A 19511-nucleotide genomic window follows, 5' to 3' on the forward strand; every position below is an offset into this window, starting at 1 on the left:
CCCTCCTTAGGGTTTCTTCATCAAACCGGGGTTCGCATTTCCATTTTTCAGCAGCTGATCGAGATAGTTGACCAGTTGGTATTTGGACACGATGGTCTGGATACCGGCTTGGCGGGCGGCTTCTTCCAGTGCATCGGTTGGAAGGGCTGTGATGAGAATGAAGCGGCTCTTGGGCGCGTGCGGCGTAAGTTGTCGCACGACATCCAAACCATTTGCCTGTGGCATATGTAAGTCAACCAAAATGTGGGTCGGTGTTGGGTATGCCTTAAGCATAGCCAGAGCGCCTTCTGGTGTGAGCGCACTGCGCACGCGCACCGTAGGGTGTATCGTGCGTACCCAACGTTCAATCATGGCGATGAAAACGGGGTCGTCGTCAAGAATGAAGATGTCCTTGTCTCCCATTTTGATGCTCCACATGCGGTTGAACCGATTTTGTCGTCTGGTTCAACTGTAGCAGGCGGAGGGAGACATGTGTAGGGGGAGAACTGGTCAGGTGATGTGGGGAAACCTTGACACGTGGTGAATCAATCGAGGGAAATCAATCCTTCTTGAATGGCGAATTTTACGAGACCGGGGATATCGTGGATATCAAGTTTATCCATGATACGGCTGCGGTAGGTTTCCACTGTTTTTGGGGAAAGGTGTAGTTCTTCGGCAATCTCCGCACTGCTCATGCCCCGAACAACACGCACCAGCACTTGGCGCTCGCGCTCGCTGAGGCGTTCCAGCGGCGAGGGTTCATCTTGTTCAAGCAGAACGTCGGCAAGTGTGGGGCTGATGTAGCGGCGTTTTTGGTGCGCGGCGCGCACGGCTTCGATCAAGTCTGCGCCTGCGGACTCTTTGAGCACGTAGGCGGAAACGCCCAAGGCAAAGGCACGGCGTACATGCTGGCGGGAACGATGCATGGTCAGAAGGACAACCGCTGTTTGGGGAGCAAGGGTGCGGAGATGCTCAACTACTTCAAACCCGTCAATGTCGGGCAACGCCAGGTCAATGATGGCGACGTCAGGTTGCGTACGTTGCACCAGGTCAAGCGTTTGGTGTCCCGTGCTGGCTTCGCCGACAATCTCCATATCGGTGCGTGTTGAGAGAAGCGCCGCAAGCCCTTCGCGCACAATCGCATGGTCGTCTGTAATGGTGATGCGAATGCTCATGATGTTGCTCCGAATGGAATGACCGCGCGGACGAGTGTTCCGCGGTTTGGCGCTGAAGAGATACTGACGTACCCGCCCAATGCCATAGCGCGATTTTGCATTCCTGTCAATCCAAGGCGCTCGGGGGCGACGTCTTCGGGTACAAAGCCGCGCCCATTGTCGCGGATGGAGAGCACGAATTGGCGATCTTTGGCGTCCCACAGGAGTGAGAGTGTGATGAGGGTAGCGTCGGCGTGGCGTACAGCGTTGTTGAGGGCTTCTTGGGCGATGCGGTAGAGCGCTATCTGGATGCTGAGCGGGATGTTGTCAGGCAGGTCGCTGACCGAGCAGGTGATGGGGATACCGGTGCGCGTTTCGGTTGTGGTGGCAAGCCATTTGAGCGTGTGGGCTAAACCAAATTCAGCCAGCATGGGGGGTTGAAGCAGTGCCATGATGTTGCGTAGCGCGTTGGCAAGGGTGTTCAGTTGGTGTTGCAGGGTTTCGACATACGCATGAACCTGTTCCTGGTCTTTCGTCTCAAGGGCGTGGCGCAGCAAGTTGAGTGTAATACTCAGCGCCGCCAGATGCTGACCGGATTCATCATGCAAGGCTTGGGCAATCGTCTGGCGCTCGCGTTCTTCCACTTCGGCAAGGGTGCGTGCCAGGGTTTGCAGGGCGTCTTGCTGTTGCAGGACGGAATAAAAGAGGCGGTTGTTTTCAAGCGTGTTCGCAATTTGTTGAACAATCCCTTGCAGGTGTTGCAGGTCTTTGTTGACATAAATAGGAGCGTGCGCATAGCACACAAGTGCGCCGAGCAGGCCTGTGGTACTCGCAAAGGGAACGGCAATGACCTGGCCGCGCTCGGTTTCTTCCATGATGGCGGGTGAGACGTACACAACGGGTTGTTGATTGAGCAGTGTTTCGAGTGCAATTTGGCGCAAATGCCACTCGATGGGGAGATAGTTTTCATCCTGAGGGATGTTGTAGTGGATGCTCACATGGGGCGATGATTCATCAGGTGTTTCGTAGATGAGAATGCCGATATCGAACGTTATGCTCCGGCTGAGTTCTTCGAGAAGATAGGTGGGCAGTTCTTCTAGTGTGTAGAGGGGGTGGGCGTAAGCGGCAATGGCGTGAATGGTATGGAGTTCTTGCAATTGTTCCGAGATGTGTTCCAGCAGGCGGTTTTTGTACAAGATGAGGGCGCACAGGTTGGCAACGAGTTGCGCGCGTTCAATATCGCGTTCGTTGAATGTGCGTGGTGTGTGATACGAAATAATCATGGCGCCAAGCGGCTCATCGTCCATGCCGATGAGTGGGAGCGCAAGCACCGATTGTGTTTCAAAAAGCGCCGCAATTTCAGGGGCAACGTACGGGCTTGCGTGGACATTTTCGATGGCAAGCGGGCGCCCTTCTTCAAGGACGCTTTGCGTGATAGTGCGCTTGTCGGTGGAGGGATGGATCTCGGTGTAGGTGTTGCGGTATTCACCATAGGCGGCTGTGGGAATAGGTTTGTTGTTCGCGGTATCCCACAGCGTGATATAGCACCCGTCGGCGTCGAACAAAGCGCCCAGATGGTCGGCGAGGAATTGAAGCAGGGTTTGCGAATCGTATTCCCGTAGCGCGTATTGCAGCAGCGTCGCAACCGCTTCGAGGAATGTGCGCTCGCTCTGTTCGGCGGTGATGGCGTCTTCGTAGGCTTGGATTTGTTCTTGGAGTTGGGACGCCATGCTGTTGAATGTCGTGGCGAGGGCGTCGAATTCGTTGGTTCCCAGTGGGGTGGAAGCGCGGGCGGAGAGGTTGCCTTTCGCCAGTTCTTGCGCTGTTTGATGCAGGTGTTCCAATGGCATGGTGATCCATGTGTGAATGCTGCTCCAAAGGGTCGTGAGCATCACCAGCAAAACCAACAGCGTGATCATGCTCACGATGGCTACCGTTCCGTGCACGCTTTGCAAGGCTTCTTCGCGTGGAAAAGCGAAGAGCAATGAGGCTTCGGCGTCAAGCGGAATGCGTGTCACCAGATAGGGGGTGGTCTCGTCTGCGGGGCGGGTGAGTACACTCGCCCATGTTGCTTCTTCCGCAGGGGTAAAGCGGCGCTCTGCGGCATCGAAGTGCATGAGTTGCGTGGGTGTGTGGAACAGGATACTGGTCGTTGGTGGAATGCCGTCGAATGGGAGCAGGGCGGCAAGGGGCGCGCCCAGCCCGATAACCCAGCGAATGCGCTGTTCTTCATCGCGTACCGCCCGCCCAAAAACAAGCACCTCTTCGCCTGTAATGCGGCTTGTTTGAATGTCTCCCACACGCATGGTCTCACTGGCGACCGCCCGTTGAAACCAGACTTGATCGGCGGCGTTGATGGTGGTTTGTTGCGGCGATGCCAGCGTGCAGAGCAGGCGGCCATCGGGGGCAAAGAGTGCGAGATTGTGGAAGGTGGAAGCATTCGCGAGGAGAGAGTCCAACAGTGGGCGTAGCGCGTCGCAATCACCATTTTCGCGCACTGCAAAATCGGCGGCGGTGGCGGTCAGCCAATCGGCAGTGGTGGTCAGTGCGTGGAATGTTTGCGCAACGTGCCACACACTTTTTTCTTGACGCAAAAGCGCCGCTTGCGTGGCTTGCCGTTCCAAAAACGTGTTCAGAATAAGCGTGCTGAGCCCCCAGGGAAGGATCAGCCAGATGGAAAGCAACGCCAGCCGCCGTTTCAGGGAACCGGGCGGCAATGCCTGCGTGAATGCCTTGCGCACATGTGCGGCGATTGTTTGTGGGCGGGCGAAACCTGGTTGCATGGTTAGTTGCGCTCTGCTGCTTGTACACGTTTCCAGGCGCGACGGGCGGCGGGAACGTAGCGCACGTGTGGCGGCATGAACGGCGTGGCGCGGCGAACCGTCGCGACAAACAGACGGAATGCCCGTTCGCGCTGTGGCGACCAGGGCAAGCCAAAGGCGTCGCGCAGGTGTTTCGGCAAGGTGGCGGCGGCGACCAGGCGATTGAGGGGGGCGATGAGCCGCAACCACCAGGTGCCGCCTTGCAACGCTTGGGCAATCTCGCGGGCGGCGGGCGTCACGTGCAGGGTTGCGCCGTAGAGCATTCCATGCATGTACTGCTCGAAATCGCTGAGTGTGGCGGGAATAGCGTCGGGAGAGAGCCCAAAGAGCATGCCGACCAATTTCCCCTCGTCGTAGGCTTGTTCCCATGTGCGGCGCGGCAGGTCGGGCAGGAAGAGGCGATAGGCGAGCATGGCTGAATCAACCAACGTGGCGTACACCCACAGCAACAAATCATCGTCGGTGGCGACAAAAGCGCGTTCTTCCATGCCGATGAATGCGCGCCCTTGCACACGGGCGTGAATCGCAAAAGCGCGGCGTGCGGCGCGCAGGGCTTCGTCGGGTGTGCCGAAGACAATGGCGTGCACGGTGTGGAACGTGCGAATGGCGCGCCCAAACGGGTCCTGGCGGAAGCGGCTATGATGCGCTACCCCCTCGGCAACCGCGGGATGCGCAATTTGCAGCAGAAGCGCCCGCATGCCGCTCAGGTAGATGACGTTTTCGCGGTTGATATGCCACGTGATGCTTTCGGGCCCGAAAAATCCGCGCACGGGATGGGCACGCTGAACAACGGTTTGGAGTCGATTTTCAAAAACGGCTTGTTTCATGGGACGAAAGACCTGTTTGTGTACAACGTGTTGAGACTATTGTACCGCAAAAAGTGGGTTGCAGAAAAGTGGGTTTGTACCAACTTTTGCGGAAAATTATTCAAACCGCACCTTGATAACAAAAGTGCGACGCATGTCTGATGCGTCGCACCTGCAAGATGGCGTCTGTTGCAATGGGGGCGGTGCTTATTCCCACGTGCGCTCGTCCACCAGCAGCGGGCTTTCCTCGTGCAGTGTCCCGTGGGGCACGACGACCACGTCGGCACGCAGTTTGAGCGTTTCGCGCAGGGTGGCGGCGATGGCGTCTGTGTCGAGTGTGGCGTTGGGGTGCGGTTCGACGCGCACGGTGAGCGTGTCGCGGTGTTCGGCGCGGCTGATGACCGCCTGGAAGCGGGCGACGGGAAAGCCTTCTAGCGCGCGCGCAATTTGGCGTGGGCGCACAAACATGCCGCGTACTTTGACCGCTTCGCCGACGCGCCCCAAAAACCCCACTAGGCGCGGCGTGGTGCGTCCACATGTGCAGGGTTCGGTGTGGAAAGCGGAAAGGTCGCCCGTGGCAAACCGCACCAGTGGATAGGCGGTGTCGGCGCGGGTGACAACCACTTCGCCTTTTTCGCCGGCTGGCAGCGGTTGCCCACTCTCGGGGTCAACAATCTCGACGACGATGTCGGGGGCGATGTGCCAGCCATCTTGCGCCTCGCATTCGTAGCCAATCGCGCCGACGTCGGCGGTGCCGTAGCCCTGGAAGGTGGCAACGCCTTGTTCCGCCAGCCAGGCGCGCAGAGACGGGGGCAGAGGGGCGGCGCTCACGTAGGCGCGGCGAAGCCCCGTTGTGATACCGCGCTCGGCGGCTTTTTCGAGCAGAATTTTGAGGAAGTCGGGTGTGCCCACGTAGCCGACGGCTTGGGTCTGCGCCAGCACGTCAAGTTGCCATTCCGTGTTGCCGGGACCTGTGGGCACGACCACACAGCCCAGCGCGCGCAGTGCACTGTCGAACATGGCGCCCGCGGGGGTGAAGTGGTAGGCAAACGTGTTGATGACGATATCGCCCCGCCGAAATCCCGCCGCCCAGAATGCAGCCGCCCAGCGCCAGTAGTCGGGACGGTCGCCTTCGGGGTCGAGGATAGGTCCGGGGGACATGTAGATGCGCTTCAACTGTTCGACGGGCACGGCGAGCATGCCCCCAAAAGGCGGATTGGCGGCTTGCAGGGCGGGCAGGTTGTCTTTGTCGAGCAGGGGAATGGCGGCAAGGTCGGCGACGCCGTGGATATCCTCGGCGCGCAGCCCCGCGGCGGCGAGGCGCTGTTGCACTTCGGGCACATGCGCGGCGGCGTAGGTGATGGTGCGGCGTACCAGGTCATCCTGGTAGGCGGACCATTGCTCCGGGGGCATGGCTTCAAAGCGGGGCAGGTAGAAACGCGATTCGGACATAGCGACTGCTCCCTTGTGTGTTGCGAACGGTCTTATTGCAACCAGCGTTTACGGCGCTTGTAGTGTTTCACATTGCGGTACGACTTGCGCTCGCCGACGGCTGTCAGTCCCAGATAAAACTCCTTCACGTCGGCGTTGTTCTTCAATTCTTCCGGCGTGCCTTCCAGCACGATGCGCCCATTTTCCATGATGTAGCCGTAATGGGCGACGTTGAGCGCCAGCCGGGCGTTTTGTTCCACCAGCAGAATGGTGGTGCCTTCTTCGCGGTTGATGCGCACGATAATCTCAAAAATTTCTTTCACCAGCAAAGGCGCTAGCCCCAGCGAGGGTTCGTCCAGCAGCATGAGTTTGGGGCGCGCCATGAGCGCCCGCCCAATGGCGAGCATTTGCTGTTCACCGCCGCTCAGATAACCCGCGGTTTGGTGGCGGCGTTCGCGCAGGCGGGGGAAGTAGGTGTACACACGTTCCATGTCGGGGCGAATGTTTTGGCGGTCGCGGCGTGTGTACGCGCCGGCCAGCAAGTTTTCTTCCACCGTCAGGTGTTCAAACACGCGCCGCCCTTCCATGACCTGGAAAATGCCACGGCGGACAATCTCCTCGGCGGGCAGGTGGTGGATGGGTTCACCCTCGAACAGGATGGAGCCGTCGGTGACCTCGCCGTCGTCGGGTTTGAGCAACCCCGAAATGGCTTTGAGCGTGGTGGTTTTGCCCGCCCCGTTCGCGCCCAGCAAAGCGACAATTTGTCCTTGCTCCACCTGCAAGGAGAGCCCTTTGAGCACCAAAATCACGTCATTGTACACGACTTCGATGTTGTTGAGTTCCAGAAACGCCATGGCTGCTCCCTGTTGTGCTGCTTGCGTGAAAAACGGCACGGCGGGCGTTCACCCCGCCGTGCCGTGGTTGCTTCTGCTCACTTCACCGTCAGGAAGTCGGTCAACTGCTCCCAGCGCCCGTTGCGCACGATGAAAAGGCGCATACCTTTCGAGCCGCGGTGGTCGTCGGATGTGAAGGTAATCGGCACCGTCACGCCGCCGGTGTCGTAGTTCGAGAGTGTTTCGAGGGCGGCTTTGATGTTCTCGCCCGTCACTTCCTTGCCGTCGGCAACTACCTTGCGGATGCCTTCGGTCATAATCGCCATGGTCCACCAGCCTTGCCCGTAGTGCACGCCTTTGGCTTCCAGCGATTCCCCCTTGCTTGCCAGGAAGTCGGCGGGGTCTTTCAAACCGGGCACGTCCACTGTGGGCGGTGTGAAGGGGAACGACCCAATCACGCCTTCGGCGGCGTCGCCCGCCTGGCTCACCAAAATTTCATCCGAGCACCAGTTCAAGCAAATGAAGGTCACGTCGTCCATGCCCAGCCCGCGCGCGTTCTTGATGGCGAGGGCGGCGGGGGTGGAAACCGTTTGGAAGACCACATACTTCGCCCCCGAATCCTTGATGCGGCTCAATTCGGCCGTAAAGTCGGGCGCGCCGCGCGGCATTTCGTAGGCTTCGGCTTCAATACCGATGCTGGCGGCGTACTCTTTCCCGCCCTGCTCCCACGGCGACAATCCGAAGGGGCTGGGGTGGTGCATGAACGCCACCTTGGGGGCGTCGGCGTTGCCTTTGCTCGCCCAATCTTCCTTGATCCAATCCAGCACGATGAAGAATTGGTGCGAGTAGGATGTGCCCACCAGGAAGTTGTAGGGCGCTTCGTTGGGGTCGCCCAGCACGTGCGAATAGGACGCCGACATGAAGGGAAGTTTGTCTTCGGCAATCTTCCCGCGCAGGGCTTCGGTGTCGCCCGTGCCCCAGCCTTGGAACGCCACAACGCCTTCTTGCACGAACTGCGTGTAGAGTTGCTCGGCGCGCGGCACTTCGTAGGCGTAATCTTCCCACACCAGTTCAATTTCGCGCCCGTCAATGCCGCCGTTGGCGTTCAACCACTCCACATAGCCGCGAATCCCTTCGGCGTAGGGTGTCCCTACGTCGGATGTGGGACCGGAGAGGTCGAAAATCGCCCCCACCTTGATGGGACCGCCCGCTTCGCCGCCGCCGCCACCGCCGCAGGCTGCCAGCAGGCTCATCAGGGCGACGAGCAGAAGCACAACCAGCGCTTTTCGAGACATACTTCTCCTCCTTTCATTTGTTGACTCCGAGAGCGCACAGGCGCTCTTGTCCCCCGTTAGTATGAGAAGGGCCAGACGTAGAAGTAATCCTTGATATTGCGCCAGAGTTTCGCCAGCCCTTCGGGTTCGAGCACGAGGAAGAGAATGATGACCGCGCCGAAGATGCCTTGCTGAGCGGCGGGCAACAACGTCGCCAGGATGGGGGCCACGTCGCGCAGGGCGCGGCTGAGGTTGCTAATCATGGCGGGCAACAGCGTCATAAACGCGGCGCCGAAAAACGACCCGTTGATGGTGCCCAACCCGCCGATGATGATCATCGCCAGGTAGAGGATGCTGGTTTCGATCGTGAAGCGTTCCCACGAGATGATGGTGCGGTAGTGCGCCGTGAGCGCGCCCGCCAACCCGACAAAGAAGGACGATGTGGCGAACGCCAGCAACTTGTAGTAGAAGACGTTGACGCCGATGACTTCGGCGGCGATATCCTGGTCGCGGATGGCGACGAACGCGCGCCCCACCCGTGTGCGGAAGAGGTTGGCGGTGAACAGCGCCGTGAACCCCGCCGCCAAAACCAGAATCCAGTAGAAGCGGAAGTCGGTGTTCAGACGCACGCCGAAGAGCATGGGCGAGGGAATAACCAGGGCTTCGGTGCCTCCCGTGAGTTGGGGCCAGTGCGTAATCGTCCATTCGACGATTTCTTGCGCCGCCAGCGTGGCAATCGCCAGGTACAACCCTTTCAAGCGCAACGATGGAATGCCGAACACCACGCCAACCAGCGCCGTGATGAAGCAGGCGAGCGGGATGCTCAGATAGAAGGGCACGCCCATGCGGGCGGTGAGCAAGCCCGCGCTGTAAGCGCCCACAGCCATGAACGCGCCTTGCCCCAGCGAAATTTGCCCCGTGTAGCCCACCAGAATGTTCAGCCCAATCGCGCCGATGGTGGCGATGGCGATTTGGTTCGCCAGGTTGAGCCAGTAGGGCGAAGCGAAAAATGGGAAGACAAGCACAAAGGCGATGAACAGCGCCAGCCGAATTTTCTGCACGGGCGTGCGCCGCAACGCCATGTCGGCTTCGTAGGTGGTGAAAAAGACGCCAGATTCCATGGGCTCCCTCGTTTTTGTTGCTTGGTCGCCTTTCTGTTAGACGCGCTCGATGATTTCTTTCCCGAACAGCCCGTAGGGGCGCACCATGAGCACCACAATCAGCACGATGAAGGGCACAATCAGGTTCAGCCCCTCGCCGATGTAGCCGCCTGTGTAAAATTCAAGCAATCCGATGACGATGCCGCCGATGATGGCGCCGGGGATGGAATCCAGACCGCCGAGAATGACCACGGGGAAGACGCGCAACCCCAGAATGCCGATATCGCCGCTGACGCCGACAATGTTGGCGAGGATAATGCCTGCGACCGCCGCTGAAATCCCCGCGATGCCCCACGCGATGGCGAACACGCGCTTGATGCTGATGCCCATGCTCAGCGCCGCTTGCTGGTCGTCGGCGATGGCGCGCATGGCAATCCCCTCGCGCGTGTAGCGGAAGAAGAGCGTGAACGCCACCAGGAACACGAGCGCCACGCCGATGGCAATCAGGCGGTCCATGCCGATGGATGCGCCGCCGATTTGCACCACGGTGGTGGGAATGAAGCCGGGAAACTGGCGCGGCACGGGTCCCCACACCGCGTTGATGATGGCGCGCAACACACTCGACAGCCCAATCGTCGCCATAATCATCGAAATGACCGGTTCGCCGATGAGCGGGCGCAGGACGAAGGTCTCCGCCAGCACGCCCACAAACGCCGCCGCAATCAGCGTCAGCAAGACGCCCAGCGTCCACGGTAGCCCGAATTGCGCCACAAAAGCGAAGGTGAGATACGCGCCGAACATGAGCAGTTCGCCCTGCGCAAAGTTAATGACGTCGCTGGATTTGTAGATGACCACAAACCCCAGCGCAACAAGGGCGTAAATCATGCCCATGCTCAGCCCTGTGATGGTGAGTTGCAGGAATTTGTCCATGAGCCCCCCGTCTGTTGTTCGCTTGGTCAAGCGACCGCGTTTTCGCGTTCGCCGGTCAGGTCTTCGATGCGCAACCGTGTTTGGATGCGCGCCGTCGTGCCGTCCTGGTAGGTGATGGTGGTATCCACTTCTACGTCGGGTTGCCCTGAGTAGAGCGCGGCAATGAGCGGCGCGTAGCGTTCGGCGATGACGTTGCGGCGCACCTTGCGCGTGCGGGTCAACTCCTCGTCGTCGGCGTCCAATTCCTTGTGCAAGAGCAGGAAGCGTTGAATGCGCGCCGCGGGCGGCAGGTCCTGGTTGGTGCGCTCCACGTGTCGGCGGATGAGCTCGTACACTTCGGGCTTTTGCGCCAGGTCGGTGTAGGTGGTGTAGGCAAGCTGGCGGCGTTCCGCCCACGTGCCCACGTTTTCGTAGTCAATGTTGATGAACGCCGTCACGAAGGGGTAGTCGCCGCCGCCAAACACCACGGCTTCCTTGATGTACGGGCTGAATTTGAGCTTGTTCTCGATGAACTGCGGGCTGAACTTGGTGCCGTCGGCGAGCGTCATCACGTCTTTGGCGCGGTCAATCACTATCAGATGCCCATCTTCGTCGAGATAGCCCGCGTCGCCGGAGTGGAGCCAGCCGCCTTCGAGCGTCTTGGCGGTGGCTTCGGGGTTTTTGTAGTAGCCCTGGAAAACCGCCGGGCTGCGCATGAGGATTTCGCCCGTCTCGGAGTCAATGCGCAATTCGGTTTCGGGGAGCGGCAAACCCACGGTTTGAAACTTGATGTCGCCGTCACGGTGCAGAATGGCAATCCCGGTGATTTCAGTCTGCCCGTAAATCTGCTTCAGGTTGACGCCCATGGCGTGGAAGAAGCGGAACACGTCGGGACCGAGCGCCGCGCCCCCGGTGTAGGCGCGTTTGAGCCGCCGCAAGCCGAATTTATCTTTGATGGGCATGAAGACCGTCCAGTCCGCGAGGCGGTATTGCCAGCGCAACGCCGCCGATGGTTCGCGTTTCTCGAAAATCGTGTCCGCCATGCGGTAGCCGACGCGCATAGCCCATTCGTAAAAGGCGCGTTTGAGCCGCGTGGTGTCTTCAATTTTCACCTGCACTTCGGACACGATGCTTTCCCAAATGCGCGGCGGCGAAAACATGACGTGTGGACCAATCTCGCGCAGGTTTTCGCGTACCGTTTCGGGTTCTTCGGGGAAGTTGATGGTCAGCCCCACGGTGAACCCGACGGCGATGGTCATCATCTGCTCGCCAATCCAGGCGAGCGGCAAAAACGAAAGGTACTCGTCATCGGGTGTGAGGGGGTCAACCTGGTTGAGATTGCGCCCCATGGTGATGAGGTTGCTGTGCGTCAGCATGGCGAGTTTGGGCTTGCCCGTTGTGCCCGATGTGGTGGAAAAGATGGCGATGTCATTGGGGCGGGTCTTTTCGACGTTGCGCTCAAACAAGCCGGGGTGCTCGCGCCCGTAGGCGATACCTTTTTCTTCAACTTCGCGAAAGTCCAGCAGGAAGGGTTGGGTATAGTGGCGCATGCCGCGCGGGTCGTAGTAGATGACGTACTTCACCTTGGGGAGCTGGTCCCACACTTCCAGCACTTTGTCCACCTGTTCCTGGTCTTCGGCGACAACGAACGTGGCGTCGCTGAAATCCACCAGGTATTGGACTTCGCTGGCGATTGACGTTTGGTACACCCCCATGGAGATAGCGCCCGCGCTTTGCGCCGCCAGCTCGGCGATAATCCACTCAGGGCGGTTGTCGCCGATGATGGCGATTTTGTCGTCGGGGCGCAGCCCCAGGCTGATCAACCCCAGTGAGAAGTTGCGCACACGGTCAAGCAGTTCGCGCCAGGTGGTGGTCTGCCAGATGCCAAACTCTTTTTCGCGCAGGGCGACCTTGTCGCCAAACTGCCTGGCGTTGTGAACGAGGAGTTTGGGAAGTGTGTCGGTCATGGGCGTCCTCAACTGACTGATTGCGGTTGCCAAATGCGCGCGCGTTAGAGCTGTTCCATCAAGGCTTCATCGCCCAGGTAGGCTTGAATCACGAGCGGGTTCTGGCGTACTTCTTCGGGTGTGCCCGTGGCAATGACGCGCCCAAAATCGAGCACCACCACGCGGTCCGAAAGGTCCATCACCACGCCCATATCGTGCTCAATGAGCACAATCGTCACGTCGCGCTCCTGGTTGATGTCGAGGATAAAGCGCGCCATGTCTTCTTTCTCTTCCACGTTCATGCCCGCCATGGGTTCATCCAACAGCAGGATATCGGGGTCGAGGGCGAGCGCCCGCCCCAGTTCGACGCGCTTTTGCAGCCCATACGCCAGCGTGCCGACGGGTTTGCGGCGGATGTTTTCAATTTCGAGGAAGTCAATCACATCTTCCACGCGGCGGCGGTGTTCGATTTCTTCTTTCTGCTGTCGCCACCAGTACAGCCCGCAGGTGAAAATGTTGCCTTGCATGTGGACATGCCGCCCCAGCATGAGGTTGTCGAGGACGGTCATGTGGCGGAAGAGTTCAATGTTCTGGAAGGAACGCGCAATGCCGAGACGGGCGATTTCGGCGGGTTTCTTTTTGAGCAGGTTGTGCTCGTTGCCCTGGCGGTCGTAAAACACGAGGCGACCTTGTTGGGGGCGGTAGAGCCCGCTGATGCAGTTGAGCAGACTGGTTTTGCCGGCGCCGTTTGGCCCGATGATGGCGAGGATTTCACCTTCGCGGACTTCGAGGCTCACATCGGTGAGGGCGGCGACACCACCAAAGTGAAGTCCCAGGTGCTCGGCTTTCAGGCGTACACGTGGTTGCCGTTCAGACACATGCGCCTCCATTGGCGATTTGCTTTTCAGCCATGTTGGGGAAAGTCATCGCGATTATACGAAAAACGCTTGGGCTTCGTCAAGCGTGTGTGGGGCGGGCTTCTGTTTCTGTTCTATTCTGTTTTGGGGAAATTGATTTTGTTTTGTATAGCCCAATCCTGAATGCTTTTCAAAAAAAGAAAGCCCTGACACCTTTTGGGCGTCAAGGCTTTCATGGGCGCACCGCAGAGCGACGCAGGGGCAAAACTACACGTTTGTGTAGGTTGGCTATGCGCCAAGCGCCGCCAGCACCGCGTCGGTCATCTCGCGTGTGCTGAGCGTGCCCCCCAAGTCGGGCGTTGCCGCGCCGCGTTGCAAGGCGGTCGCCACCGCCTGCTCAATAGCGGACGCCGCGCTTTCGTTCCGCCAGACGTAGCGGCAGAGCAGCGCCCCGCTCAGAATGGCGGCAATCGGGTTGGCGATGCCTTTGCCGGCAATGTCCGGTGCGCTCCCGTGGACTGGTTCCGCCACAGCGACGCCGTCCCCCAGGTTGATGGAAGGCGCAAGCCCCAGCCCCCCGCACCAGACAGCCGCCAGGTCGCTGAGAATGTCACCGTAGAGGTTGGGCGCAACGAGGGTGTCGAAGCGTTCAGGCGTGCGCGCCAGGTGGTAGGCGGCGACATCCACCAGCAGTTCATCAACCGCCAGGTCGGGGCGTGTTTCGGCAACCACAGCGCGCACCGTGTCGCGGAACAGCCCATCGCTCACTGGCAGGATATTGGCTTTGTGAACAATCGTGAGCCGTTGACGGGCGAGGTGCGCCGCCACGCGCCCAATGCGGGCGCTGGCGCGGCGGGTGATACGGCGCTGTGCGGTGACGGTCTCGCCGTCGCTGGTCTCTTCGCCCACGTACAAGCCTTCGGTGTTTTCGCGCACAATCAGCAGGTTGACGTGCGGGCGGGCGTTGGGCAGCGGCAGACTGTGCACCGGGCGCACATTGGCGTAGAGGTCGAGCGCCTGGCGCATGGTGAGAATGGCGCTGCGGTAGCCGGCGACTTTACGCGCGGGCGATTGCACCGCGCCAAAAAGCGCCGCGCCGGCTTGGCGGATGGCGTCTAGCGTGGCGGGGGGCACGGAAACCCCATGGCGTTGGAACGCGCCCCAGCCCGCTTCGGCTTCTACCAGATGCAGCGCCGGCATGACGGCTTGCAGAACGCGCGCCGCTTCGGGCACCACTTCTTGCCCGATGCCGTCGCCGGGAATGAGAACAAGGGTTGGCGTGGTCATAGGCTGCCTTTCTGTTGGTTGGTCAATAATGGTACAATGCACCGTTGCAGGGAGAATCTCACAAACGAGAGGGGAAACATGTCATCGTTGACGACGCAACCGATACCAGAACACCTTGGCTCTGTCAAGCGGTACGACCGCCATTTCATCGTCTGCACGGGGGTGCGCCACTGGGCGCCCAAAGTGGAGCAGGGCGGGGGGTTTTTGCAAGCCCTTGCCGATGCCACCAAGCCGCTTGAACCGCACCTGGGGCAAAAAATCCGCGTGACCGCCTCGGATGAGCCGAGCGAAGGCGACGGCTACGACGTGCTCGTCTTCCCCGACGGCGTGCGCTATCTGGGCTTGCGTGAGGAGGACATCCCCACGCTCATCGAAGACCATCTCCTGGGCGGGCGTCCATCGCCGCGGCTGGCGCACCGCCCGGTGGAAGTGGGGTATGTGCTGGTTTGTGTGCACGCCGAACGGGACGAACGGTGCGGGCGCGCCGGACCGCCGCTTGTGGACCGTTTTTGGGAGGTGCTGGACCGCGAGGGGCTGAGCGACCGCTACCGCGTGGTGGCGTCCAGCCACTTGGGTGGACATAAATTCGCGGGCAACATCATCGTCTATCCGTCGGGCGATTGGTACGGGCTGGTGACGCCGGCGGACGTGGAGCGCATTGTGCGCGAACATCTGCGCGAGGGGCGTATCGTGGCGGCGCTGTGGCGTGGGCGTATCGGCATGGAACAGGACGAACAACGCGCGTTCTGGTTCGAGTGTTGCGGAGGGGGCGCATGAGCGACCGCCACAGCCCGCCCGAAACACGCATTCACGCCATCATCGAACGGCTGCGCGACGCCCACCCCGACGCCACGTGCGCCCTGCACCATGCAAACCCGTGGCAATTGCTGGTGGCGACCATTCTCTCGGCGCAAACCACCGATGAGCGCGTCAACAGCATCACACCCGAACTCTTCGCCCGCTATCCCACGCCTGAGGCGTTGGCGGCGGCTGACCGCGCCGAGATTGAACGCATCATCAAGCCGCTGGGCTTCTACCGCCAGAAAGCGCGCTACATTCATGAAACCGCGCAGAAAATCGTGCACGACTTTGGCGGTGAAGTGCCCGACAGCATGGACGCGCTGCTCTCGCTGCCGGGCGTGGCGCGCAAAACCGCCAATGTGGTGCTGGGCGTGGCGTTTGGCAAGGCGGAAGGGGTGGTGGTGGATACGCACGTCAAGCGGCTGGCGCAGCGCCTGGGGCTGACGAAAGCCGCGACGCCTGAGAAAATCGAACGTGATTTGATGCGGCTGGTACCGCGCGAGCATTGGATTGACATCTCGCACCTGCTCATCTTCCACGGTCGCCGCGTCTGCGACGCCCGCCGTCCCCAATGCGCCGCCTGTGTGCTCAACGACCTGTGCCCGTCGGCGGAGCCGGCGTTGTGAGCCGGGCGTCTCGGTTCAGGCACAAATGTGCTATCATGTACGAACGAGGACGAACGCCCGAAAGCGTTTTCAGGCGCAACCAACGCATTGAACGATGACGAACGAGAGACCGCAGACCGATACCAACACACAACAGACATTGCCGCCCCGCGCCCTCAACGTCGCGGGGCTTCTGGCGTTCATTCAGCGCCATCCCGGCGTCGCCGCCTGGCTGCACGACGCGGCGCAGCGCGCCCCCCTGGGCGAAGCCACACCCCCCGCGCTGGACGTGGCGCGACCGGCGCGCGCCGCCCTGATTGCCGCCACCGCCACGGTGCGCACGCCCTTGTGTGTCATCACCGCGCGCCCCGAACGCGCCATCTCGCTGAGCGAAGAGATACGCCGCTGGGCGCCCGACGGCGTGCCGGTGCTCGAATTTCCCGACACCGGCGCCCACCCCTACGAACGCGCCCCCTGGAGCCACGAGCGTATCCGCCGCCGTCTGGACGTGCTCAGCCGCCTGGCGCTTGCGCCCGACGCCCCCGCCATCATCGTCACCTCGGTGCATGCGCTGGTGCAACCCACCGTGCCCGCCGACCACTTCCGCCGCTACGTGCGCCGCTACGAAGTGGGGCAACAAGTCTCGCTGGCGTTCATGCTGGCGTCGTGGCACGCCATGGGCTATGAGCATGTGACGACCGTCACCGTGCCGGGGCAGTACAGCCATCGGGGCGGCATTCTCGACATCTACCCCATTCAGTACGATTGGCCTGTGCGCATCGAACTCTGGGGCGATGAGATTGACTCTCTGCGCGTGTTCGACCCCGAAACCCAACGCAGTGTTGAAACCATCACCGACGTGGTGGTGCCGCCCGCCAGCGAAGCCATTTTGCACCGCTTGCCCGACGACGTGGCGCAACGGCTGACCGCGCTCAACCTGGAACCGCTCCACGAGGTGGCGCAGGCGGAATGGCGCGAAGCCATTGGGCGCTTGCTGGCGGGGCAGCGCTTCAGCGGCGTTGAGTTTTTCATTCCCTATCTCTACGCCGCGCCGGGCTTTTTCCTCGATTATCTCGCACCGCAGGCGCTCATCATGCTGGATGATTGGGACGAAGTCGCGCTGGCGAGCAGCGACCTGGAGCGCGACGCCCTGCGCCTGCGCGACGAGCAGATGTTGCGCAAGGAACTGCCCCCCAACGCCGCCCCCGCCATCTTCACGTGGGACGACCTGCGCGAGCGCCTGGAAGACGGGCGGGCGGTTGTGCTGGGCTATGGTCCCGAATCGGCGGATTACGGCTTGGAAAGTGCGTTTGCCGCCGCGCCCCACTTTGGCGGGCGCTTGCACGAAGCGGTGCAGGCGCTCAAACGCCACGCCGGGCAACAGACGCAAGTCGTCATCACGCGGCAGGCGCAAACCCTGCGCGAAGCCCTGGACCGCGCCCGCCTCTCGCCTGTGGAGCGCACCGACGTGGCGACGCCGCCCAAAGAAAAAACGCTGACGCTCGTCCGTGGCACGCTGGGCGAGGGGTTTGTGCTGAACAGCCCCGACGGCGAGCCCCTGCTCACGCTCCTGACCGACGCTGAACTCTACGGCTGGAAACGCGCCACCCCGCGCCGTGCGGGAAGCCGCACACGCCGCACGACGCTGGAAAACTTGCTGGAAGAAATCGCGCCGGGCGACTACGTGGTGCACATCGAGCACGGCATCGGCATCTACCGCGGGCTGGTTCAGCGCGAAGTGCAGGGCGTGGTGCGCGAATACCTGGAAATCGAATACGCCAACAACGACCGGCTGTACGTTCCCGTCCACCAGTCCGACCGTGTGGCGCGCTACATCGGTCCCGCCGACGCCGAGCCGCGCATCCACCGCCTGGGCACCACCGACTGGGAAACGGCGCGCCGTCAGGCGAAGCGTGCCGTGGACGACATCGCCGAGGAACTGCTGGAACTCTACATCGCCCGCGAGCAAGCCGAAGGCTTTGCGTTCAGCCCCGACACGCCCTGGCAACTCGAAATGGAAGCCCAATTCCCCTACGAAGAAACCGAAGACCAACTGCGCGCCATCGAAGAGGTGAAGCGCGACATGGAATCGCCGCGCCCCATGGACCGCCTGGTCTGTGGCGACGTGGGCTTTGGCAAAACCGAAGTCGCGCTCCGCGCCGCCTTCAAAGCCGTGCAGGACGGCAAGCAGGTGGCGGTGCTGGTGCCCACAACCGTGCTGGCGTTGCAACACTACCGCACATTCAGCAAGCGGCTGGCGCCTTTCGCCGTGGAAGTTGAAATGCTGAACCGCTTGCGCACGCCCCAACAACAGCAACACATTCTGAACCGCCTCGCGGCGGGGCAAGTGGACATCATCATCGGCACGCATCGCCTGCTGAGCGACGACGTGCTCTTCCACGATTTGGGCTTGCTCATCATTGACGAAGAGCAACGCTTCGGCGTCATTCACAAAGAAAAATTGAAGAAACTGCGCACCTCGATAGACGTGCTCACGCTCACCGCCACGCCGATCCCGCGCACGTTGCACATGGCGCTGAGCGGCGTGCGCGACCTGAGCACCATCGACACGCCGCCCGAAGAACGGTTGCCCGTTATCACCCGCCTGCTCGAATGGAGCGACGACGCCATCCGTCTCGCCATTCGCCAGGAACTTGACCGCGGCGGGCAGGTCTTCTTCGTCCATAACCGCGTGATGAGCATCTACGCCGTCGCCCAACGTGTGCAGGCGCTGGTGCCCGAAGCGCGCGTAGCGGTGGCGCATGGGCAAATGCCCGAACGCGAACTCGAACAGGTCATGCTGGAATTTGCCGAAGGCGAGCATGACATTCTGGTCTGCACCGCCATCATCGAAAACGGGCTGGATTTGCCCAACGTGAACACCATCATCATTGACCACGCCGAACGGTTTGGGCTGGCGCAACTCTACCAGTTGCGCGGGCGTGTGGGGCGCGGCACACGGCGCGGCTACGCCTACCTCATCCACCCGCCCGAACAGACCCTGACCTACGAGGCGCTGGAACGCTTGAAAACCATCCGCGAGGCGACCGAACTGGGCGCGGGCTTCCGCATCGCGCTGAAAGATTTGCAATTGCGCGGCGCGGGCGACATTCTGGGGGCGCGGCAGTCGGGGCACATTGCCGCGGTCGGGTTCGACATGTATACCAAACTGCTCGCCAAAGCCGTGGAAGAAAAGCGCGCCGCGCGTGGGCTTGCCCCCGCCGCGGTTGGCGGCGTTGCGCCGCCTTCCATCTCCGATGAGCAGGGACCGCTGATTGACCTGGGCGTGCCCGCCTTCTTGCCGCACGCCTACATCCCGCGCGAAGAAGACCGCTTGCGCATCTATCGGCGGCTGGCGCAGGCGCGCACCCTCGACGACGCCGACGACATCGAACACGAATTGCGCGACCGCTTTGGTCCCTTGCCCGAACCCGCCGCCGCCTTGCTCGACCTGTTGCGCGTGCGTTTGCTGGCGCGCGCCGCCGGCGTCACCGCTGTGCGCCGCCGTGGCGAAACGCTCATCATCGAACTCCCCGGTCCTGCCGAAACGCGCTTGCTGGCGCAGGCGGGCGTGCTGGCGGACGTGGCCGCATATGGCCGCCGCGACCTGCGTTTGCAGGTGGGCGAGGGCTGGCAAGCCGTCTTACTCGACGCCCTGCAGACCATTCTGAACGCCATCGAAACGCTTGCCGTCAATCCCTAACCGT

15 protein-coding genes are annotated in these 19511 nt (G+C 61.3%); 3 read left to right on the forward strand and 12 right to left on the reverse strand.

Annotation, left to right across the window (positions count from 1 at the left end):
- Nucleotides 1-6: 6 nt before the first annotated feature.
- From SE16_RS00625 to SE16_RS00680, 12 genes are all read right to left on the reverse strand, one after another.
- Nucleotides 7-402: a response regulator gene (locus tag SE16_RS00625; protein WP_054493601.1), complete on the reverse strand. Its 396-nt coding sequence runs from the start codon at nucleotides 400-402 to the stop codon at nucleotides 7-9.
- A gap of 122 nt (nucleotides 403-524) precedes the next feature.
- Entirely contained in the window at nucleotides 525-1154 is a 630-nt protein-coding gene (locus SE16_RS00630) for a response regulator (RefSeq protein WP_054493602.1), read from the reverse strand.
- On the reverse strand, nucleotides 1151-3874 hold the full coding sequence (locus tag SE16_RS00635) for a GAF domain-containing protein (protein WP_161804494.1): 2724 nt from the start codon (nucleotides 3872-3874) through the stop codon (nucleotides 1151-1153). The genes SE16_RS00630 and SE16_RS00635 overlap by 4 nt, the downstream gene beginning before the upstream one ends.
- Nucleotides 3875-3918: 44 nt before the next feature.
- Complete coding sequence (locus SE16_RS00640) at nucleotides 3919-4782, reverse strand: oxygenase MpaB family protein (protein WP_054493604.1); 864 nt, start codon at nucleotides 4780-4782, stop codon at nucleotides 3919-3921.
- A 186-nt stretch (nucleotides 4783-4968) separates the two neighbouring features.
- Nucleotides 4969-6213, reverse strand: coding sequence for a phenylacetate--CoA ligase family protein (locus SE16_RS00645; RefSeq protein WP_054493605.1), 1245 nt, complete (start codon nucleotides 6211-6213; stop codon nucleotides 4969-4971).
- Between the two features lie 32 nt (nucleotides 6214-6245).
- Nucleotides 6246-7046: an ABC transporter ATP-binding protein gene (locus SE16_RS00650; protein WP_054493606.1), complete on the reverse strand. Its 801-nt coding sequence runs from the start codon at nucleotides 7044-7046 to the stop codon at nucleotides 6246-6248.
- Nucleotides 7047-7123: 77 nt separating this feature from the next.
- A complete protein-coding gene (locus SE16_RS00655) occupies nucleotides 7124-8320 on the reverse strand; it encodes an ABC transporter substrate-binding protein (protein WP_060687075.1) in 1197 nt (398 codons plus the stop codon).
- 56 nt (nucleotides 8321-8376) lie between these two features.
- Entirely contained in the window at nucleotides 8377-9420 is a 1044-nt protein-coding gene (locus tag SE16_RS00660) for a branched-chain amino acid ABC transporter permease (RefSeq protein ID WP_054493607.1), read from the reverse strand.
- Nucleotides 9421-9456: 36 nt separating this feature from the next.
- Complete coding sequence (locus SE16_RS00665; protein ID WP_054493608.1) at nucleotides 9457-10329, reverse strand: branched-chain amino acid ABC transporter permease; 873 nt, start codon at nucleotides 10327-10329, stop codon at nucleotides 9457-9459.
- Between the two features lie 26 nt (nucleotides 10330-10355).
- Nucleotides 10356-12275: a long-chain fatty acid--CoA ligase gene (locus tag SE16_RS00670; protein ID WP_054493609.1), complete on the reverse strand. Its 1920-nt coding sequence runs from the start codon at nucleotides 12273-12275 to the stop codon at nucleotides 10356-10358.
- A gap of 44 nt (nucleotides 12276-12319) precedes the next feature.
- A complete protein-coding gene (locus SE16_RS00675) occupies nucleotides 12320-13132 on the reverse strand; it encodes an ABC transporter ATP-binding protein (RefSeq protein ID WP_200907372.1) in 813 nt (270 codons plus the stop codon).
- Between the two features lie 267 nt (nucleotides 13133-13399).
- Entirely contained in the window at nucleotides 13400-14398 is a 999-nt protein-coding gene (locus tag SE16_RS00680) for an isocitrate/isopropylmalate dehydrogenase family protein (protein WP_054493611.1), read from the reverse strand.
- Nucleotides 14399-14476: 78 nt separating this feature from the next.
- On the opposite strand from SE16_RS00680, the gene SE16_RS00685 reads away from it, so the two are divergent.
- The 3 genes from SE16_RS00685 (at nucleotide 14477) to mfd (ending at nucleotide 19507) form a co-directional block, all read left to right on the forward strand.
- Nucleotides 14477-15175, forward strand: coding sequence for a sucrase/ferredoxin-like domain-containing protein (locus SE16_RS00685; RefSeq protein ID WP_054493612.1), 699 nt, complete (start codon nucleotides 14477-14479; stop codon nucleotides 15173-15175).
- Nucleotides 15172-15825: an endonuclease III gene (gene nth / locus SE16_RS00690; RefSeq protein WP_060687077.1), complete on the forward strand. Its 654-nt coding sequence runs from the start codon at nucleotides 15172-15174 to the stop codon at nucleotides 15823-15825. Before SE16_RS00685 ends, nth begins: the two co-directional genes overlap by 4 nt.
- Before the next feature lie 94 nt (nucleotides 15826-15919).
- On the forward strand, nucleotides 15920-19507 hold the full coding sequence (gene mfd / locus SE16_RS00695; RefSeq protein ID WP_054493613.1) for a transcription-repair coupling factor: 3588 nt from the start codon (nucleotides 15920-15922) through the stop codon (nucleotides 19505-19507).
- Nucleotides 19508-19511 lie beyond the last annotated feature (4 nt).

The sequence above is a fragment of the Ardenticatena maritima genome, assembly GCF_001306175.1.
GTDB lineage: Bacteria > Chloroflexota > Anaerolineae > Ardenticatenales > Ardenticatenaceae > Ardenticatena > Ardenticatena maritima.